The organism is Amphibiibacter pelophylacis, assembly GCF_037688875.1.
GTDB classification, from domain to species: Bacteria; Pseudomonadota; Gammaproteobacteria; order Burkholderiales; family Burkholderiaceae_C; genus Amphibiibacter; species Amphibiibacter pelophylacis.
Genome location: NZ_JAWDIE010000002.1, coordinates 1 through 17,037, shown reverse-complemented (window position 1 = coordinate 17,037; position 17,037 = coordinate 1). Strand labels below are relative to the sequence as shown.

The window sequence follows — 17,037 nt, the reverse complement described above, 5'->3', positions numbered from 1 at the left end:
CCATGAAGCCTCTTTCCCCTTCCTTGGCCTCTCTCGTCCCCCTGGCCGCGGCCCTGCTGCTGTCGGGCTGCGCCAGCCTGCTGCCTCCGGCGGGAACGCCTTACAGCGCGCCCGAAGTGACTGTCCCGGCCACCTGGTCCACCGCTGGGACCGCAGCAGCGGCTAAAACAACCGCCAGCACACCGGCGGACGCAGGCTGGTCGGCTTTTGGCGACCCGGCCCTGACGCGCTGGGTGGACACCGCTCTGGAGCGCAACGCCGACATCGCCACCACCGTGCTGCGTCTGCAGCGCGCGGGCTGGCAGGCGCAGATGCAGGACATCCGCCTGCCCGTCAGCGCCAGCCTGTCCAGCGGCCAGAGCCGCTCGCTGAGTGGCGGCCTGGGCTCGCCCAGCAGCAGCGCGTCCAGCAGCTTCGGCGTGTCTTACGAGGCCGACCTGTGGGGCAAAGTCGCCCGCCAGCAGGACGCGGCGCGCTGGACGGCGCAGGCCACGGCGCAGGATCTGGCCAGCGCGCGCCTCACGGTCGCCTCGGGCGCGGCGACGCTGTACTGGCAGATCGCCTCGCTGCAGGCGCAGGCCGCTGACGCCCGTCTGGCGCTGGACAACGCTCGCCGCGCGCTCACGCTGGTCCAGGCTCAGCACAAGGCGGGCGCCGTCGGTGCGCTGGAGCTGGCGCAGGCGCAGCAGGCCGTGCAGGCCGCGCAGGTGAGCCAGTCGCAGATCGCCTCGCAGCTCCAGCAGGCCAGCACCAGCGCGGCGCTGCTGATGGACACCGCGCCCGATGGCCTCCAGGGCCTGCAGGCGCTGGGCCTGCCCGTACCGCAGGGCTGGCCCAAGATGACGCTGCCCGCCGTCCAGCCCGATTTGCCCGCACAGGTGCTGGCGCGGCGGCCCGACCTGCAGGCGGCTGAACTGCGCCTGCGCGCCTCGTGGGCCAGCGCCGACGTGACGCGCCTGAGCTACTACCCCAGCCTGAGCCTGACCGGCCGCCTGGGCTTTGCGGGTAGCGCCCTGCTCGATCTGCTGGCCAACCCGGTCGCCACGCTGGGCGCCGGGCTGTCGCTGCCTTTCCTGAACGCGGGCCAGATGAATCTGGACCTCAAAGTCGCGCAGAACCAGTACGCCGAGGCCGTCAACACCTACCGCCAGACGCTGTACACCGCGCTGGGTGAAGTCGCCGACGCGCTGGAACAGCGCCGCCAGCTCCAGCGCCAGGGCGAGCTGCAGGCCGCCAGCCTGGCGCAGGCGCAGACCGTGTCGCGCGTCAGCGAAGCGCGTTACCGCGCGGGCAGCGTGGCGCTCAAAACCTGGCTGGACGCGCAGGACGCCCTGCGCAGCGCCCGCGCCAGCCTGCGCGCCAACGAACTGGCGCGGCTGAGCAACCACGCCACGCTGATCCAGGCGCTGGGTGGCCCGGCAGCGAGCTGATCCATCGCGCCCGGGTGCGGTGGGCCAGGGCCGCCGCCAGCGCTGTGGCACAATCAACAGAGCTGTTTTCCGCCTTTTGCCACGCCCGCCGCTACCGCCGCGCCTGCCCATGCCGTCCTCCACGCCGCCCTCCCTCACAGACACCGTTGACGCCGTTGAAGAGCGCGTGCGCGTGCTGATCCAGCGCTACACGGATCTGGTGGACAGCCACCAGCGCCTGCAGGAGCAGGTCACCCACCTGGATGCCGAGCGTCAGCGTCTGCAGTCCTGCCTGGCTGCGGCGCGCGCGCGCATCAACACCCTGATCGACCGTCTGCCGCACGAAGCGCACGGCGGCCGACCCGAGAGCGTCCCCCTTCTTCGCCCGGCAGATCCCGCATGAACGCCACCGCCCGCCAGAACGCCCGCCCGTCCACCCCGGCAGCTGCGGCCTCCGCCAGCCCGCAGGGCGAGGCCGTCGAGGTCAGCATCCTGGGGCAGATTTACGTGCTGCGCACCAGCCGCGACAGCGTCAGCACCGTGCGCCAGGCCGCGGGCCGTGTCGATCAGGAAATGACCCTGATCCGTGATCAGGGCAAGATCCGCGCCCGCGAACGCACCGCCGTGCTGGCCGCGCTCACCCTGGCGGTCGAGCTGGAAACCGCGCCGCCGCCCGCCACGGTGGACGAGCGCGAACTGCACACCCAGCGCGAGCGCCTGCACCAGCTGCTGGACCGTCTGGACGACGCCATGCGTCTGGCGCCGCCTGTCAAAGATGATCAAGGCTGATCAGGGTTGACCCGGGCGGGTCAGGTCTCCTCGGCTGCCACCGCGTCTTCTTCGACCAGCTGGCCCGCGTCCATGCGCAGCACACGCTGGCAGGCTCGCGCCAGTTTCAGGTCATGCGTGACCAGCAGCAGCGTGGTGCCCTGCTCGCGGTTCATGTCCATCATCAGCTGCAGAACGGCCTCGCCGGTGGCGTGATCCAGGCTGCCCGTGGGCTCGTCGGCCAGCAGCAGGCGCGGCTGAACAACAAAGGCACGGGCCAGCGCCACGCGCTGCTGCTCGCCGCCCGACAGCAGTCGCGGCAGGTGGCCGAGGCGCTGGCCCAGGCCCACGCGCTCCAGCATGGCCACGGCCTGCGCGCGCGCATCGCGACGGCCCAGAAGTTCGAGCGGCAGCATGACGTTTTCCAGCGCGCTCAGGCTGGGCATGAGCTGGAAGCTCTGGAACACAAAGCCCAGACGGCTGGCGCGCACGGCGGCGCGGGCGTCTTCGTCCAGCGTGAACAGCGACTGCCCGTCCAGCCAGACCTCGCCGGACGTGGGCACATCCAGCCCCGCGACCAGCCCCAGCAGCGTGCTTTTGCCTGAACCGGACGCGCCGACCAGGGCGACGGTCTCGCCCGGCTGGATGCTGAAGGTGATGTCGCGCAGCACGGTCAGCTCGCCGCCCGCATCCTGCACGGTGCGGACCAGATGACGCACGTCCACCAGGGGCGTGTCCGAGGGGTTTTGGGGGCTCATAAAAATCCTGTCACACTTCAGATCATGGACCGACAACGCACAGATTTCCTTCTTTCAGACCGGATCAGCAACAGCGCTGACCGACCCATGGAACCCGGCCGCCGACTCTGGCTGCAGCATAGCGCGCTCGGCGCAGCGTTGCTGGCCCTGGCGCCATTGCCCGTGCTCGCCCAGACGAAAACCGCCGCGCCCAAGCCCGGTCCGGTCATGGTGGTGGGCGACAGTCTCTCGGCCGAGTACGGCATCGCGCGCGGCACGGGCTGGGTCAGCCTTCTGGCGCGTCAGCTCGCACCCCGCCTGGTGGTCAACGCCAGCGTCAGCGGCGACACCACCGCCGGGGGGCTGGGTCGCCTGCCCCAGGCGCTGCGCCAGTTCCGGCCCAGCCACGTCATGCTGGAGCTGGGCGCCAACGACGCCCTGCGCGGCCTGGCACTGGATCAGACCGAACGCAACCTGCGCGAAATGATCGCCCTGTGCCGGGCGGCCCAGGCCAGCGTCCTGCTGATCGGGCTGCAGATTCCGCCCAACTACGGCGCGACGTACACGCGCGATTTCGCCGCCCTCTTCCCGCGCATCGCCAGCAGCGAAAAAGTGCCGCTGGTGCCCTTCCTGCTAGCCGGGGTGGCGGACGCACCCAATGCGCGGACGCTCTTCCAAGCCGATGGCCTGCACCCGACCAGCGCCGCGCAGCCGCGGATCCTGCAGACGGTGATGGGCGTGGCCCAGCCCTGGCTGGCGCGCTGAAGCGCACGCTCATGGGCGATAATGCCGCCCCATGAGCACCCAGCCCCTCACTTACGACCAGGCCGGCGTCAATTACGACGTCATTGATCCCCTCAAGATTGCCGCACAGCAGGCGGCGGCTTCAACCGCCGGGCAGCTGGCGCGCCACGGTTTTTCCGAAGTGGCCGCTTCACGCGGGGAATCGGCTTACGTCGTCGATGTCGGACCGTTCTACCTGGCCAGCATTGTCGAATGCCTGGGCTCGAAGAGCCTAGTGGCCGACGCCATGGCCGAACTGACCGGCCGCTGCTTTTACGAGGCGGTGGCGCAGGACACCATTGCCATGGCGGTCAACGACCTGATCACCGTGGGCGCCACGCCGCTGGTCGTGCAGGCCTACTGGGCCGCCGGCGGCAGCGACTGGTTTCTGAACGCCGACCGGGCGCTGGCCCTGACGCGCGGCTGGAAGGCGGCCTGCGAGCGCTGCGGCGTGTCCTGGGGCGGCGGTGAAACCCCGGCGCTGGCGGGCATCGTCGAAACCGGACGGATTGATCTGGCTGCGGGCTGCACGGGCATTGTGTCGCCGCGAGAGCGCCTGTCGCTGGGCGAAAATCTTCAGGCGGGCGATGCCATCGTGCTGCTGGCCTCCAGCGGCATCCATGCCAACGGCCTGAGCCTAGCGCGCAAACTGTCCGAGCGCCTGCCTCAGGGCTACCTCACGCCCGTCAACGACGAAGGCCTGAGCTTCGGCGCCGCACTGCTGGCGCCCACGGTGCTGTACTCGCCCGTCACCGAAGCGCTGGCTCAGGCCGGTGTGCCGGTGCATTACAGCGTCAACGTCACCGGCCACGGCTGGCGCAAACTGCTGCGCCATCCGGGCGATTTCACCTACCGCGTCCACACCGTGCCGCCCGTGCCCGACGTGCTGTCTTTCATGGCCCGCGAGGCCGGACACGACGCCCGCGAGGCCTACGCCACGCTGAACATGGGCGCGGGCTTTGCCCTTTTCGTCCCGGCGGATCAGGCCGAGCGCACCGTCACCGTGGCGCAGGCCTGCGGCATCGAGGCCTGGGTCTGCGGCGCGGTCGAGGCCGGAACCAAGCAGCTCATCGTCGAGCCGCTGGACCTGGTCTGGTCGGCGGACGATCTGCACGTGCGTTGATCTCAGGAAAAAACTGAGCATCAATCACTGATCGTCTGGTTTATTTAAAGGTATTGCCGCCTAAAATGGCCACTGTCTCTTTCAACTGAGGAAGCTGCCATGAAGAAACTCTGGGTTGCTGCGGCCATCGCACTGGCCGCTGTCACGATGACCACTGCGCCGTCCGACGTCTATGCCAAGCGCATGGGCGGCGGCAAATCGCTGGGCATGAAGCGGCAGGCCACGCCGCCTGCCGCTGCGCCGAACACGCCGACGGCCAGCCCGTCCGCCGCCGCACCGGCCGCCGCTGCAGGTACTGCCGCAGCCGCCGCCAAACCGGCACGCAGCTGGATGGGCCCCATCGCCGGTCTGGCCGCGGGTCTTGGTCTGGCCGCGCTGTTCAGCAGCCTGGGCCTGGGCGGTGAACTGGCCAACTTCGTCATGATTGCCCTGCTGGTGATGCTGGCTGTGGTCGCCTTCCGCTTCATCATGCGCCGCATGAATCCGGCCGCTGGCGCCGCGAACGCCTCGGGCCTGAACCCGGCAGCCGCAGGGGCGGGCCTGGGCGGCATGTCTGGCGCTGCGTCGCAGGCCGCGCAGCGCACCACGACGGCCTTCCAGCCCCTGCAGCCTCAGACGCCGGTCGCGCAACCGATGAGTGCCCCAGCCGGTACCCCCGCCAGTGCACCGCTGGCCGCTGAAGCGGGCCCGGCTGATTTTGACGCCGCCGCTTTCGAGCGCATTGCCAAGCTGCTCTTCATCCGCCTGCAGGCCGCCAATGACGCGGGCCAGACGGACGATCTGCGCAAGTTCACCACGCCCGAGCTGTTCGCCGAGCTGCGTCTGGACATCCAGGAGCGCGGCGCCACCGAGCAGCGCACCGACGTGGTCCAGCTCGACGCCCAGATGCTGGACGTGGCCCGCGAAAACCACCAGGGCAGCGATCTGTGGGTGGCCAGCGTGCGATTCCACGGTCTGATCCGCGAGGAAAAGGACGCCGCCGCCGAAGCTTTCGACGAAGTCTGGCACTTCATCCGCCCGGCTATGGCCGAGGACGCTGACTGGCGCATCGCGGGTATCGCACAGAGCCAGAACTGATCCGCGTCATCCTCTGATTCACCCCGCCCGGCCTCGTGCCCGGCGGGGTTTTTTATTGGGACGCCCAAGAACAGACCGCCCAAGAGCAGCTTATCTGAACCCCCGCGATCGGCTTGGCCCCGTAGACTGCAAGGGCCTTCTATTTTCACCCAACTCCTGCGCATGTTCCGAGACGGACGCGAACCATGATCAACTGGCTGGATGACATCATCGACACCCTCATTCACGCGATGGATTTGCGCTATTACTGGCGCATCTATCTGGGCGCTGCTGCGGGTTTTTTGCTGGTGATTATTCTGTCAAAATTCCTGACGCAGGAGCAGGTCTCTGTGACGATCATTGGATTTTGCATTATTGCCCCCGCGATTGCCGGGGGAATATGGCACAGAATGGCGAACAGGGAATAATCCCATGAAATTGCGTGTGCCTTATAGTCATATTCACCGCATCGCCCCCGCAATCAACCAGACCGTATACCCCGCATAAGCCAGCACGCCCAGTATGCCAGCGGTGCGGCCGATCACGCCCGGGCGGCCGCGCCAGGCCCAGCACAGCGGGAAGAGCGCCAGCGTCAGGCCGAGCATGACCGGATAGTCGCGGACCAGCGTCTGTGGCTCCAGCGGGAAGGGCGCGATGCCCGTCGCCACGCCGACCACCAGCAGGGTGTTGAACAGGTTGGAGCCCAGAACGTTGCCCAGCGCAATGTCGTGCTGCTGGCGCCGCGCGGCGGCGATGCACGAGGCCAGCTCCGGCAGCGAGGTACCCACCGCCACCACGGTCAGGCCAATGACCAGATCGCTCACCCCAAGGCTCTGCGCGATACTGACCGCGCCCCAGACCAGCAGGCGCGAACTGCCCACCAGCACCACCAGACCCAGGACCAGCCACAGCAGGGCGCGCGACAGGGACATGGGTTCTCCCTCAGCGTCATCGGCTTCCAGCGGCACGCCCTGGCGGCGGCTGTCCCAGACCATCCAGACCATGTAAGCAGCGAAAACACCCAGCAGCACGGCGGCGTCGCCCCGGCTCAGGACACCGTCCAGCGACTGCGCGCCCGCCAGCAGCGTCACCCCGGTGAGGATGGGCAGCTCGCGACGCACGATGCCCGGGCCGACCACGATGGGCGCGATCAGCACCGTCACGCCCAGGATGAGCGCGATATTGGCGATGTTGCTGCCCCAGGCGTTGCCCAGCGCCAGGCCCGGGCTGCCTTCCAGCGCGGCCAGCGCCGACACCGTCATTTCGGGCGCCGACGTGCCGAACCCGACGATAACGATGCCCACCAGCAGCGGCGGCACACTGAAGTGGCGCGCCGTGGCGGCAGCGCCGTCAATGAAACGGTCGGCGCTCCAGACCAGCAGGGCAAGGCCAACGACGACAGCGATAACAGCAGGGATCATGACGAGGTTCTCCGGGGTCGGGGTTCAGGGTTCTGAGAGGGATCTGCAGTCAGGTCGAGTGATGGGTGGCGGGCTTATGCCGATTCAGCATGACGATCCAAGGATAAAGTATTTTGTTTTCATAACCAGAAGTTGCATACTGGCGCCCGTCTGGCTGCGGACCCTTCGGTCGCGCGGCTTTCTTTTCAGGGGAATCCGATGAAAAAACGCACTTTCCTGGCCGCCATTCCGGGCGCCGTCGCCGCCCTCGCTCTGGGTCCGCTGGCCACTGCCGCGCAGGCCCAGTCGCAGACGCTGCTCAACGCATCCTACGATGTGGCCCGCGAGTTTTACAAAGATTACAACGCCGCCTTCACCGCCTACTGGAAGAAAACCACGGGCAAAGACGTGCGTATTGACCAGGCGCACGGCGGTTCGAGCAAGCAGGCGCGCGCCGTGTCTGACGGCCTGCCCGCCGACGTGGTGACCATGAACCAGGCCACCGACATCGACTTCCTGGCCAGCAAGAACATGGTCAGCGCCGACTGGCGCAAGGCCTACCCGGACAATGCCGCGCCAACGACCTCAACCAGCATTTTCCTGGTGCGGACGGGCAACCCGAAAAACATCAAGGACTGGAACGATCTGATCCGCCCGGACGTGAAAGTCGTCATCGTCAACCCCAAGCTGGGCGGCAACGGCCGTGCGACCTGGCTGGCGGCCTGGGGCCACATCAAAAAAGCGGGGGGCAGCGACGCGCAGGCCGCCGAGTTTGTCGGCAAGCTGCTCAAAAACGTGGCCGTGATGGATGCGGGCGGCCGCGCCGCCACCGGCACCTTCCTGCAGCGCAATGTGGGCGACGTGCTGATCACGTTTGAATCGGAAGTCATCACCATCGACCAGGAATTTGGCGAAGGCAAGGTCGATCCGGTCTACCCGTCCAGCAGCCTGCTGGTCGAAAACCCGGTGGCTGTGGTCCAGCCGGTGGTCGCCAAAAAAGGCACGCAGGAGCTGGCGCAGGCCTACCTGAAGTTCCTGTGGTCGCCCGAAGCGCAGCAGATCGCCGCGAAGCACTGGCTGCGTCCGCGCTCGGCAGAGGTGCTCAAGGCCAACGCCAGCCGCTTCAAGCCCATCAAGCTGTTCACGGTGGACGAGGTGTTTGGCAGCTCGGCCAAGGCGCAGGAGACGCACTTCAAGGACGGCGGCGAATTTGACCGCATCTACAAGAGCATCCAGCCGTGAGTTCACACCGCGTTCTGCCCGGTTTTCGCCTGACGCTGGGCTACACCCTGGTGTATCTGGCGCTGATCGTGCTGATTCCGCTGGGCGTTCTGGCGCTTTACACCGCGCAGATGACCTGGGGCGAGTTCTGGGCTGCCGTCACCGACGGCCGCGCGCTGGCCAGCTACCGCCTGACGCTGGGCGCGTCGCTGGCGGCGGCGCTGGTCAACGCCGTGTTTGGCCTGCTGATCGCCTGGGTGCTGGTGCGTTACAACTTCCCCGGGCGGCGTCTGGTGGATGCGCTGGTTGATCTGCCCTTCGCCCTGCCGACCGCCGTAGCGGGCATCGCGCTGACTGCGCTGCTGGCGGGCAACGGCTGGCTGGGCCAGTACCTGGAGCCGCTGGGCATCAAGCTGGCCTTCACCCCGGCGGGCGTGGTGATCGCGCTTATTTTCATCGGACTGCCCTTTGTCGTGCGCACCGTGCAGCCCGTGCTTGAAGAGCTCGAGCCCGAACTGGAAGAAGCCGCGACCACGCTGGGCGCCACCCGCGGGCAGATTTTCACCCGCGTACTGCTGCCCGCCCTGCTGCCTGCTCTGCTGACCGGCTTTGCGCTGGCCATGGCGCGCGGCATGGGCGAATACGGCTCGGTGATTTTCATTGCGGGCAACATGCCCTATGTGTCGGAGATCACTCCGCTCATCATCATCAGCAAGCTGGAGCAGTACGACATCGCCGGGGCCACCGCCGTGGCCGTGGTGATGCTGCTGGCTTCGTTTGTCATGCTGCTGGCCATCAACGCCCTGCAGGGCTGGCAGCGCCAGCGTCACTCCGGAGCCCACGCATGAGCGCCGTCTCAGCCTCCAACGCGCAGCGGCGCAGCCGCGCCACCACCGAATCGCCCGCCCTGCGCCGTCTGCTGATCGCGCTGGCGCTGGCTTTTGTGCTGCTCTTTCTGGTGCTGCCGCTGGCCGCCGTGTTCACCGAAGCGCTGCGCAAGGGCTCGCAGGAGTACCTGGCCGCCATCACCGACCCGGACGCGCTGGCCGCAATCGGCCTGACGCTGTTCACCGCCGCCATCGCCGTACCGCTCAACCTGGTGTTTGGCGTGATGGCCGCCTGGGCCGTGGCCAAGTACGAGTTCCGGGGCAAGGCGCTGCTGACCACGCTGATCGATCTGCCCTTTTCGATCTCGCCCGTGGTCGTCGGCCTGATGTATGTGCTGCTGTTTGGCGCACAGGGGCTGCTCGGGCCCTGGCTGCAGTCGCACGGGATCAGCATCGTGTTTGCCGTGCCGGGCATCATCATCGCCACCGTGTTCATCACCTTCCCCTTCATCGCCCGCGAGCTGATTCCGCTGATGCAGGCCCAGGGCAGCGACGAGGAACAGGCCGCGCTGGTGCTGGGCGCCAGCGGCTGGCAGACCTTCCGCCACGTCACGCTGCCCAACATCAAGTGGGGGCTGCTGTACGGCGTCATCCTGTGCAATGCGCGGGCGATGGGCGAGTTTGGCGCGGTGTCTGTCGTGTCGGGCCACATCCGGGGCCAGACCAACACCATGCCGCTGCACGTCGAGATTCTCTACAACGAATATCAATCGACCGCCGCCTTCGCCGTGGCCTCGCTGCTGGCGCTGCTGGCGCTGGTCACGCTGGGCATCAAATCGCTGGTCGAGTGGCGCCACCGCCGCGAACTGGCCCAGGCCGTGCAGGCCGAAGCTGAGGCCCTGGCCCACCCCCCTGCGACCCCTTCTGACCGTCCTGCCCTGCCGGTGCCCGCTGCGCTGGCCGTTTCATCATGAGCATCCAGCTGCACCAGATCCACAAACGTTTCGGCGCCTTCCAGGCGCTGGGCGGCATCGACCTTGACGTCGCCAGCAGCGAACTGCTGGCCCTGCTGGGCCCCTCGGGCTGCGGCAAGACCACGCTGCTGCGCATCATCGCCGGGCTGGAGGCGCAGGACAGCGGCCAGATCCGCTTCGATGGCCAGGACATCAGCCACGTGCCGGTGCGCGAGCGCGGCGTGGGTTTCGTCTTCCAGCACTACGCGCTCTTTCGTCACATGAGCGTGGCCGACAACATCGCTTTTGGCCTGCGTGTGCGCGAGCGTGCACTGCGCCCCGCCGAAAACGTCATCGCCGACCGCGTCAACAGCCTGCTTCACATGGTCCAGCTGGACGGCCTGGGGCGACGCTTTCCGGGGCAGCTCTCGGGCGGACAGCGCCAGCGTGTGGCGCTGGCGCGGGCACTGGCGACTGATCCGCGCGTGCTGCTGCTGGACGAGCCTTTCGGCGCGCTGGACGCCAAGGTGCGCAAGGAACTGCGCCGCTGGCTGCGCCAGCTCCACGACGATCTGCACATCACCAGCGTCTTCGTCACGCACGACCAGGAAGAGGCGCTGGAAGTGGCTGACCGCGTGGTGCTGATGAACCGCGGCCGCATCGAGCAGAACGGCACGCCCCAGCAGGTCTGGGACGAGCCCGCCAGCCCCTTTGTGTGCGGCTTTCTGGGCGACATCAACGTCTTTGCCGGACAGGTTCGCGGCGGGCGCGTCCACCTGCGCGGCGTGCTCAGCCAGGCGCTGGCGCTCGATGCCCCGCCCGAAGTGGCCACCGAGGGCAGCGCCGCCAGCGTTTACGTACGCCCGCACCAGATCCGGCTGGCGCGCTGGCGCGAGGGCGATCCGGGCATCGTCGCCCAGGTCTGCCACGCCATCGTCACCGGCCCGCTGGCGCGACTCGAGCTCAGCCCGCTGCTCCCCGGATCAACCCCAGCCTCGGGGGGTGATGCTTTACAAAGCGACATGCGCGCCGACCTCATCGAAGTACACTTGCCCGCTGGCGAATTCGCCGCCCTGAATCTCCAGCACGGCGACCGCGTGACGGCTCTTCCCCTGAGCAGCCGGATCTACGCCGGAGCGCCGCCCACCTGACTGACCCACCCTTGCTGCACGAGTGAGCCATGCCCCGCCGCCTGATCCGACCTTCTGTAATTGTGATCCTGGCGGCGCTGGCCGCAACGCTGGCCTGGACGGGCGCACGCAGCCAGTCGGGTTCAGCTGCAACGCCAGCACAGGCCGAAAAGGCCGAAAAGCCCGCCCAGGCGCGGCAAGGCGGTGCCCCGGGCGGTTCGCCCAGAGGCAATGCCCGACCCACTGCCGTCGAACTCCAGCCCGTGGTCGTGCGCAACGAGAACCGCAACCTGCAGGCGCTGGGCAGCCTCAAAGCCAGCCGCGAAGTGCAGGTGCGCACGCAAAGCGCCGGACGCATCACGGCGCTTAATTTTCAGGACGGCGACAGCGTCAAGGCCGGGCAGCTGCTGATCCAGCTCGATGACAGCGTGGCGCGGGCGCAGCTTGCTCAGGCGCAGGCCAAACTCAAGCTGGCCGAAAGCCAGGCCCAGCGCCAGCAGCGCCTGCTCGCCGAAGGCTTCATCAGCCGCGCCAGCGTGGACCAGACGCAGTCCGCCGTCGCCGTCGCCCGCGCCGATGTCGAAATGGCCCGCGCCACCGCCGGGCAGATGCGCGTGCTGGCTCCCTTCAGCGGCGTGATCGGCCTGCGCCAGGTCAGCGTCGGCGACGTGCTGCCCGCGGGCACCAGCGCTGTGACGCTGCAGGCGCGCAGCCCCATGTGGGTGGATTTTCCGGTGAACGAGAATGACGTCACCGCCGTGCAGCCGGGCCAGTCACTGCGCCTGGCGCTGGACGCCCTGCCCGGCCAGACGCTGGAAGGCCGCGTGCTGACCACCGACAGCTCGCTGGGCGCGCAGAACCGCTCGCTCATCGTGCGCGGCCAGATCGACAACCCGCGCGGCCTGCTGCGCCCGGGCATGTTCGCCCGTGTGACGCTCGAGCTGGGCGTGGTGCCCAACACCACCTGGGTGAAGGAATCGGCACTGGTTTCTGCGCAGGGGCGGCAGTGGCTGTTTGTGGCCCAGTCGCCCCCCGCCGAGGGTGGGATGCGCGTGAAACCGGTCCTGGCGCGCATTGGCCAGCGCCGCGAGGGCCTGGTCGAGATTCTGGGCGGCCTGAGCGCTGGCCAGCAGGTGGTGGTGGCCGGGCAGACCAGCCTGGCGCGCCAGATCGGCACCCCGGCGGCCGAAAAAGGCCTGCCGGTGCGCGTGGTGTCGCTGCAGGCGGTGCTGGATGCTGCCGGCGACCGTCTGGACAGCCCGCCCCCGGGAGCCGCCGCAGCGCCCGCCCCGGCCGCACCGAAGTAAGCGGAGCACGCCATGCAACTGATGGAAATCTCCATCCGCCGCCCGGTGCTGGCGACGGTGATGTCGCTCATCATCGTGCTGATCGGCCTGGTCTCGTTCGACCGCCTGTCGGTGCGCGAATACCCCGCCATCGAAGAGCCAGTGGCCACCATCGCGGTGACACTCACCGGGGCGGCGGCCTCGGTGATGGAAACGCAGGTGACCAAACCCATCGAGGACGCTGTCGCCACCATCGAGGGCACGACGCTGATCAAATCGCAGTCGCGCGCGGGCGAATCGCGCATCCAGCTGACGTTTTCGTCCAGCCGCAAGCCCAGCGAGGTGCTGGCCGACATCCGCGACGCCATCAGCAAGGTACGCCGCAAGCTGCCCGCCGACATCACCGAGCCGGTGATCAGTCAGGCCGGTGACGACGCCACGCCCACCATTTATGTTGCGCTGACCAGCCCGTCGCTGAGCCAGGAAGCGCTCTCCGACCTGGTCGCCAATGTGCTGAAAACCCGGCTGCAGAGCCTGGACGGCGTGGCCGACATCCAGGTCGGGGGCCAGCGCACCTGGTCCATGCGCGTCTGGCTGGACGCGCAGCGCATGGCCGCCCTGGGCATCACTGTGCCCGACGTGGCAGCCGCGCTGCAGGCGCAGAACCTGCAGGTGCCCGCCGGGCGCATCGACAGCGTGGACCGGCGCTTCACCGTCGATTCGCAGACCGATCTGCGCACGCCCGCGCAGTTCGCCGCCGTGGTGCTGCGCGACAGCGGCACGGGCCGCGTGACGCTGGGCGACATCGCCCGCATCGAGGAAGGCCCGGTCGACACAACCAGCCAGGTGCGCTTCAACGGCCAGAACGCCGTGTCGGTCGGGGTGATCGCGCAGAGCACCGCCAACCCGCTGCAGGTCGCCGAAGAGGTGCGCAGCGCCCTGCCCGTCATCCTGAAAGATCTGCCCCGGGGCGTCAGCCTGGACGTGGCCAACGACAACGCGGTCTTCATCGAGCGCTCGATCGAATCGGTCTGGCACACCATTGCCGAAGCGGTGGTGCTGGTCGCGCTGGTGATTTTCTTTTTCCTGCGCACGGTGCGCGCGTCCATCATCCCGCTGGTGACGATTCCGGTCAGCCTGATCGGCGCGTTTGCGCTGATGAGCTGGGCGGGTTTCTCGCTCAACACCCTGACGCTGCTGGCGCTGGTGCTGGCGATTGGCCTCGTGGTCGACGACGCCATCGTGGTGCTGGAAAACATCTACCGCCACATCGAGGAAGGCATGACGCCGGTCCAGGCCGCCTTCAAAGGCAGCCGCGAGATCGGCTTTGCGGTGATCGCCATGACGCTGACGCTGGCCAGCGTTTTTGCGCCGCTGGCCTTCACCGAAGGGCGGACAGGCAAACTCTTCATCGAATTTGCGCTGACGCTGGCCGGGACGGTGATTGTCTCGGGTTTCATTGCGCTGACCCTCACGCCCATGATGTGCTCGCGCCTGCTGCGACCGCACAAGGCCCGAGCGGACGGCCGCAAGAACTGGCTGGATCGCGGTTTTGACGCGCTGGAGAGCGGCTTTGGCCGCGCCGTCACCGTCGCGGTTCGCGCGCGCTGGCTGATGGTGCTGGTGCTGCTGGCGGCGGTGGGCGGCTCGGTGCTCTTCTTCCAGCTGCTGCCCAAAGAGCTGGCGCCTGGCGAAGACCGGGGCGTGATCATCGCCCGCCTGGCTGGCCCGGATGGCGCCACGCCGCAATCCATCCGCCCCTACGTCCAGGCGGTGGAAACCTTTGGCCACAAGCAGCCCGAGATCGACCGGATTTTCTCGATTGCCGGAACCGGCTCCGGGCAGGACGGCCTGGTGTTTTTCCGCACCAGCGACTGGTCCGAGCGCAGCCGCAGCACCGCGCAGATCGCCACGGCGATGGAGAAGGATTTCGGCCAGCTCGCCGGAGTCGATGCGCGCCCGGTCACCCCGGCCGGGCTGGGGCGACGCGGCCCGTCCGAGGGCTTCAACATCGTCATCCAGACCACCGACAGCTACGAGAAACTGATCCAGGTCGCCAACCGGATGCTGGACCGGCTCTCGAACGAGCCCGCCCTGCTGGGGCCTCGCCAGGATCTTCAGCTCAACAACCCGCAACTGAGCCTGACGGTGGACCGCGACAAGGCCGCCGCGCTGGGCGTGGACGTGTCGCAGGTCGCGGCCAGCCTGCAGACGCTGCTGGCGGGCAGCAGCATCACGCGCTACATGCGCGGCGCCGAGCAGTTTGATGTCATCGTCCAGCTGGACGCCGCCGAGCGCAGCACGCCGCAGGACATCGGCGCCGTCAACCTGCGCAGCAAAACCGGCGCCATGGTGCCGCTGTCGGCGCTGGTCAAGGTCGAAGACAGCGTGGGCCCGCGCGAGCTCAAGCACTTCGGCCAGCGCCGCGCCGTCAACATCACCGCCAACCTGGCGCCTGGCGTTTCGCAGGCCCAGGCGCTGGAGCTGGCGCAGAAGGTGGCCGCCGAGGTCCTGCCGCCCGGCTACACGCTGGACACCGACGGCCCGATGCGCGAGTTCCTGCAGTCGGCCAACTCGCTCAACACGGTGTTCGCGCTAGCGCTGCTGTTCATTTTCCTGGTGCTGGCCGCGCAGTTCGAGAGCTTCATCGACCCCTTCATCGTCATGCTGTGCGTGCCGCTGGCGCTGCTGGGCGCCCTGCTGGCGCTGTGGCTGACGGGCGGTTCGCTGAGCGTTTTCTCCCAGATCGGCCTGATCGCGCTGGTGGGCATCATCACCAAAAACGGCATCCTGATCGTCGAGTTCGCCAACCAGCAGCGCGAACTGCGCGGCCTGGACAAGACCCGCGCCGCCATCGAGGCCGCCACGCTGCGCCTGCGTCCCATCCTGATGACCTCGCTGGCCATGATCCTGGGCGCCCTGCCCCTGGCGCTGGCCAGCGGCGCGGGGGCGGAGAGCCGCTCGCAGATCGGCTGGGTCATCGTCGGCGGCATGACACTGGGCACGCTGCTGACCCTTTTCGTCGTGCCCGCGCTGTATGTGCTGGTCAGCCGCACGAAGCGGCCGCTGCCGGTGGTGCCGCTGGAGGATGAGCAGACGGGCAGGCATACTGGCTGATGCCAGACGCCCGGTCTTGACGGCAGTATCCAAACGGATACAATCTGTTGATGTTTATCGTCCGTCAAACTGAAGAATTCATGGCTTGGCTGGACGACCTGAAAGACAAGCGGGCCCAGGTTCGTATCGCTTTGCGTCTGCGCCAGCTCGAAGCGGGTCACCTGGGAGACTGGCAGCCCGTCGAGGGCGAAGTGTCGGAGCTGCGTGTCCACCTGGGGCCGGGCTACCGGCTTTACTTTGTGCGTCGCGGCCGACTGCTTGTCATCCTTTTGAATGCGGGGAACAAATCCAGCCAGAAGCGCGACATTCACCGCGCCCTGCGCCTGGCCGCCGAACTTGGAGAAGAACCGTCATGACCCAGCCGCTGTCCCCATCGAAACTTGTCCCTTTCGATGCCGCCCGCTATCTCGGCGATGATGAAGCCATAGCGGAATACATGAGCGCCGCGCTGGAGGCCAACGACGCGGACCTTCTTCTGCTGGCTCTGGGGGATGTAGCAAGAGCAAAAGGGATGGCGCAGGTGGCCAAAGATGCCGGGCTTGGGCGCGAAAGCCTATACAAGGCGCTGGCCCCTGGCGCCAAACCCCGGTTTGATACAGTTCTTAAAGTCGTTCAGGCGCTCGGTGTGCGGCTGGTTGCGCAGACCGCCTGATCTTGTCCAGGAGCCAGTGGGACTGGCGCATTGATGCCGCAGACCCCGGCTTGTGCGCCCAACCGCTATCCCCCTATAATCAAAATAGCTCTCCGACGCTTTGGGCGTTTAAGCCATGGGACTGTTTCAACAGGTGCATGTGGCAGGAGGGCTTTTTTTATTGCGGCTCGAGCTTCAGTCGTTTGAACAGCGTGTGAGCCACAATTCTTTCGCGGCGAACCTTTGCAGCAAAGCCGTAGATCCAGCAGCCCGCCACGCACGATCCGGCCAGCATCGCTGCCCCATCTTTCGCTTTATGGGGCTGCCCAACCCGGAGGTCGGCTGTGTTGAAAATTTCGAGGAAATCGGCCATATCCTCAGCCGTGACAGGCACCTGCTGGCGCGACCACTCCTTGTCTGAACCATGGCGATTGAGAATGTGCCGAACGCCGTCGTGATCCAGCGCCACTGTTTTTCCAGTCAGATCAATGCTGAAACGTAAGGCCTGCGCAATGGCCCAAGCGCTAACTCGCCCCAGATCATGCGGGGGCGATTTTGGGGCGCCGGGCAGAATCGCAGCCGCCACATAGCGTTTG

The 17,037-nt window shown here is 67.5% G+C and carries 18 protein-coding genes; 15 read left to right on the top strand and 3 right to left on the bottom strand.

Annotated features, from left to right (window positions below; genetic code table 11):
• Positions 1–2: 2 nt before the first annotated feature.
• The 3 genes from RV045_RS01400 to RV045_RS01390 all read left to right on the top strand — a co-directional run bounded on the left by RV045_RS01400 (position 3) and on the right by RV045_RS01390 (position 2,198).
• Positions 3–1,430, top strand: a complete 1,428-nt coding sequence (locus RV045_RS01400) for a TolC family protein (RefSeq protein ID WP_423233972.1) — start codon at positions 3–5, stop codon at positions 1,428–1,430.
• Positions 1,431–1,539: 109 nt separating this feature from the next.
• The gene (locus RV045_RS01395) at positions 1,540–1,812 is read left to right on the top strand and encodes a cell division protein ZapB (RefSeq protein WP_423233971.1); all 273 of its coding nucleotides are present in this window, start codon (positions 1,540–1,542) and stop codon (positions 1,810–1,812) included.
• A complete protein-coding gene (locus RV045_RS01390; protein ID WP_423233970.1) occupies positions 1,809–2,198 on the top strand; it encodes a cell division protein ZapA in 390 nt (129 codons plus the stop codon). Before RV045_RS01395 ends, RV045_RS01390 begins: the two co-directional genes overlap by 4 nt.
• 20 nt (positions 2,199–2,218) lie before the next feature.
• Here RV045_RS01390 and RV045_RS01385 read toward each other — a convergent pair whose 3' ends face one another.
• A complete protein-coding gene (locus RV045_RS01385) occupies positions 2,219–2,935 on the bottom strand; it encodes an ABC transporter ATP-binding protein (protein ID WP_423233969.1) in 717 nt (238 codons plus the stop codon).
• Positions 2,936–3,022: 87 nt separating this feature from the next.
• Here RV045_RS01385 and RV045_RS01380 point away from each other — a divergent pair, with 87 nt between their 5' ends.
• From RV045_RS01380 to RV045_RS01365, 4 genes are all read left to right on the top strand, one after another.
• Positions 3,023–3,679, top strand: a complete 657-nt coding sequence (locus tag RV045_RS01380) for an arylesterase (protein WP_423233968.1) — start codon at positions 3,023–3,025, stop codon at positions 3,677–3,679.
• A 31-nt stretch (positions 3,680–3,710) separates the two neighbouring features.
• Entirely contained in the window at positions 3,711–4,820 is a 1,110-nt protein-coding gene (locus RV045_RS01375) for an AIR synthase-related protein (protein ID WP_423233967.1), read from the top strand.
• Between the two features lie 99 nt (positions 4,821–4,919).
• Positions 4,920–5,897: a Tim44 domain-containing protein gene (locus tag RV045_RS01370; RefSeq protein ID WP_423233966.1), complete on the top strand. Its 978-nt coding sequence runs from the start codon at positions 4,920–4,922 to the stop codon at positions 5,895–5,897.
• A gap of 185 nt (positions 5,898–6,082) precedes the next feature.
• Positions 6,083–6,304, top strand: a complete 222-nt coding sequence (locus tag RV045_RS01365; RefSeq protein WP_423233965.1) for a hypothetical protein — start codon at positions 6,083–6,085, stop codon at positions 6,302–6,304.
• 33 nt (positions 6,305–6,337) lie between these two features.
• On the opposite strand, the gene RV045_RS01360 is transcribed toward RV045_RS01365, so the two are convergent.
• Positions 6,338–7,297: a calcium/sodium antiporter gene (locus tag RV045_RS01360; protein WP_423233964.1), complete on the bottom strand. Its 960-nt coding sequence runs from the start codon at positions 7,295–7,297 to the stop codon at positions 6,338–6,340.
• A gap of 198 nt (positions 7,298–7,495) precedes the next feature.
• Between RV045_RS01360 and RV045_RS01355 the strand changes: the two genes are divergently transcribed.
• The 8 genes from RV045_RS01355 to RV045_RS01320 are packed head-to-tail and all read left to right on the top strand — an operon-like array spanning position 7,496 to position 16,462.
• Positions 7,496–8,518 (top strand): sulfate ABC transporter substrate-binding protein, encoded by a 1,023-nt coding sequence (locus RV045_RS01355; RefSeq protein WP_423233963.1) that lies wholly within the window; start codon positions 7,496–7,498, stop codon positions 8,516–8,518.
• The gene (gene cysT, locus RV045_RS01350) at positions 8,515–9,345 is read left to right on the top strand and encodes a sulfate ABC transporter permease subunit CysT (protein ID WP_423233962.1); all 831 of its coding nucleotides are present in this window, start codon (positions 8,515–8,517) and stop codon (positions 9,343–9,345) included. The genes RV045_RS01355 and cysT overlap by 4 nt, the downstream gene beginning before the upstream one ends.
• Positions 9,342–10,298 carry a sulfate ABC transporter permease subunit CysW gene (gene cysW / locus RV045_RS01345; protein ID WP_423233961.1) on the top strand — a complete coding sequence of 319 codons (957 nt, stop codon included), beginning with the start codon at positions 9,342–9,344 and terminating at the stop codon, positions 10,296–10,298. The genes cysT and cysW overlap by 4 nt, the downstream gene beginning before the upstream one ends.
• Positions 10,295–11,428, top strand: a complete 1,134-nt coding sequence (locus RV045_RS01340) for a sulfate/molybdate ABC transporter ATP-binding protein (protein WP_423233960.1) — start codon at positions 10,295–10,297, stop codon at positions 11,426–11,428. The genes cysW and RV045_RS01340 overlap by 4 nt, the downstream gene beginning before the upstream one ends.
• A gap of 29 nt (positions 11,429–11,457) precedes the next feature.
• Complete coding sequence (locus RV045_RS01335; RefSeq protein WP_423233959.1) at positions 11,458–12,714, top strand: efflux RND transporter periplasmic adaptor subunit; 1,257 nt, start codon at positions 11,458–11,460, stop codon at positions 12,712–12,714.
• 12 nt (positions 12,715–12,726) lie between these two features.
• Positions 12,727–15,810 carry an efflux RND transporter permease subunit gene (locus tag RV045_RS01330; protein ID WP_423233958.1) on the top strand — a complete coding sequence of 1,028 codons (3,084 nt, stop codon included), beginning with the start codon at positions 12,727–12,729 and terminating at the stop codon, positions 15,808–15,810.
• Positions 15,811–15,860: 50 nt separating this feature from the next.
• A complete protein-coding gene (locus RV045_RS01325; protein ID WP_423234117.1) occupies positions 15,861–16,166 on the top strand; it encodes a type II toxin-antitoxin system RelE/ParE family toxin in 306 nt (101 codons plus the stop codon).
• Entirely contained in the window at positions 16,163–16,462 is a 300-nt protein-coding gene (locus RV045_RS01320) for an addiction module antidote protein (protein ID WP_423233957.1), read from the top strand. The genes RV045_RS01325 and RV045_RS01320 overlap by 4 nt, the downstream gene beginning before the upstream one ends.
• 157 nt (positions 16,463–16,619) lie before the next feature.
• On the opposite strand, the gene RV045_RS01315 is transcribed toward RV045_RS01320, so the two are convergent.
• On the bottom strand, positions 16,620–17,037 hold a 418-nt coding region (locus RV045_RS01315), incomplete at its 5' end, for a hypothetical protein (protein WP_423233956.1).